This window comes from Bartonella vaga (genome assembly GCF_037070895.1).
Taxonomy (GTDB): Bacteria; Pseudomonadota; Alphaproteobacteria; order Rhizobiales; family Rhizobiaceae; genus Bartonella.
Genome location: NZ_JAYMZK010000016.1, coordinates 1 through 2,041 on the forward strand (window position 1 = coordinate 1; position 2,041 = coordinate 2,041).

Genomic DNA, 2,041 nt, shown 5'->3' on the forward strand with positions numbered 1-2,041 from the left:
TCCTTTCTTTATTAGGAAAGGGCGAAAGCCTTGCCGATGAAAACAATAATATTTACACGGTGCATCCTCCGCAATTATCTGTTCCTAAGGGAGAGCCTGGTGAAATACGTAGAATTGTTACGCAATTCAATCATTGGACTTTGATTTGCGATGAAAAACAAAAGCTTAAGCAGGGTATATGTAATGTGACACAGACTGTTCATGATCAAGAGGGTAACACTATTTTTAGTTGGTCTCTTGCTTCTACAAAAGATGGTCAAGCAGTAATGCTGTTGCGAACATTGCCAAATGCTGATACAACTGCCCCTATTCAAATGTTTGTGGAAGGTATTAAAAAACCTGTCCTTATTCGTTATACCGAATGTAGTAAATTGCTCTGTTTGGCACAATCGAGGGTAGGGCCAATTTTTACTAAACAAATAGAGCAGAATAAAGAGGTACGTATTTCCTATAAGGTTAAAGAAGGAAAAATATTTTCTTTCACTGTCCCATTTAAAGGATTGAGTGCAGCGCTGTATTCTTTGCAACGATAGACTGTTGAGAACACTACAAAAGACTTGGCATGCGTGAGAGAACAAATCCATGGAGATGTACAATGAATATCAGTATCGATTCTTTATGCGATCTGTAGATAGCCTTGTTCCAGCTTTGTAATCGTGATAGTATTAAAGATGAAGAAACTAATGCCATAGTTAATGCTATAAGTGTGGTAGAAAAAGCTTTTTTTCAAAGCTTCAAGATGAAGCACCAGATTTTGTTAAAATCCTAGCAGTTCTTACAGATTTTGGAAATTCAGAGTTTTCTCGTGGTATCGATCTTTTTTTGAAAGCTTATGATCCGCATTCAAAAAGCCCTCTTAAAAAAGCCAGCTTAGCTTTATCATGAAGCTTATATCTTCCCATCTTTTTAAGTGGGAAGGTAGTTATGCTGCATCTTTGATTGTAATAATTACCTGCTTACCAACAACTGTTAGTGTTTTCTCCAATGTTTGAAGTTTGGTTGGGTGGTTTGGATCAAGAATACGTCTTGCTTCTGTTTCTTGCTTACCTAGCCGATTAGTCAGTTCTGTTTTTGTAATATCAGCTTCATTAAAGGCTTCTACAACTGCTATTTTAAGAGCATTCCATGCATCTACTGTTATTGTTATAAGGCCTTTATGCCGTTGTGGTGTAGGTAAGGGCAGATTGCGCATAATATAGCTACGTAGTGCGAATCCTAAAGTTTCAGTAGCATTAATCCTTCTTTCTCTAATCATTAAGATGAAAATGCAAGATAGAGTTAAACGTGTAATGCCTAGGTGATTTGCAGTTTCTTTCACTATTAATCCTAATTCATCAAACAATTCTTCATAAGATGTTGTTTTCAGGATATCACTGGAAACTATCATGATATTTACTTCATTTGAATTAGAAAATTTCAAAGGGGTGGGAGAGCTTCTAAAAATAGACTTTTCAGATGGAAATAAAAATTTTCCTTTTATTTTGGTGGGAAATAATGAATCAGGGAAAACAACAACTTTACAAAGTCTTTATCTCTTTTCACAATGATGTTTAGGGAAGCAATTAAAAGGTAAAGACTTTGTTTTTATACGTCTTAAAACAGCTTTTTTATGAAGATATTGTTTTATCTGCCACAATTTTATTGAAAGAAGCGGAGATTGAAAAATTAGTTAAGACTAAAACGCTGAGAAGAATCAAAGATGATTTTTCTGAAAACAACCATACATTACATTTATCATTTGTATATTCATTTTCTAATAGTATCTGCACGAAAAGAATATCAAGATCAACGGTAAAAGATTATAGATATGGAGATGAAACAACAATAGTTTTTTTAATTACTTAAAGATTATATTCCTGAAATCGTCTATTATTACGATTTTATGTTTGATGTGCCTGATAAAATTAGATTTTTAAAAAGTGAAGGAAATTTTCAAGAAGAATGGATTAGATGGGTGCTCCTACAGAGAGCCTTTTGCTGGTGGGTGTGGTCTTGCTCTTAAACTTCTCTTAAATAACGATGTTAAAGACATTTATATTAA

3 protein-coding genes are annotated in these 2,041 nt (G+C 33.9%); 2 read left to right on the plus strand and 1 reads right to left on the minus strand.

What is annotated here, in order from left to right; all coding sequences use genetic code 11:
• Positions 1–533, plus strand: a 533-nt coding sequence (locus WCP76_RS06480) for an invasion associated locus B family protein (RefSeq protein ID WP_336294857.1), incomplete at its 5' end; no start/stop codon positions are given.
• A 389-nt stretch (positions 534–922) separates the two neighbouring features.
• Here WCP76_RS06480 and WCP76_RS06485 read toward each other — a convergent pair.
• Positions 923–1,387 carry a type II toxin-antitoxin system HicB family antitoxin gene (locus tag WCP76_RS06485; RefSeq protein ID WP_336294858.1) on the minus strand — a complete coding sequence of 155 codons (465 nt, stop codon included), beginning with the start codon at positions 1,385–1,387 and terminating at the stop codon, positions 923–925.
• Between WCP76_RS06485 and WCP76_RS06490 the strand changes: the two genes are divergently transcribed.
• The gene (locus WCP76_RS06490) at positions 1,386–1,547 is read left to right on the plus strand and encodes an AAA family ATPase (protein ID WP_336294859.1); all 162 of its coding nucleotides are present in this window, start codon (positions 1,386–1,388) and stop codon (positions 1,545–1,547) included. The two genes, WCP76_RS06485 and WCP76_RS06490, sit on opposite strands and share 2 nt — an antisense overlap.
• The last annotated feature ends 494 nt before the right edge of the window (positions 1,548–2,041 follow it).

Bases quoted from the DNA above. Each gene is read 5' to 3' on its own strand.
- WCP76_RS06490 (WP_336294859.1), top strand. From the start codon at position 1,386: ATGATATTTACTTCATTTGAATTAGAAAATTTCAAAGGGGTGGGAGAG.
- WCP76_RS06485 (WP_336294858.1), bottom strand. From the start codon at position 1,387: ATGATAGTTTCCAGTGATATCCTGAAAACAACATCTTATGAAGAATTG.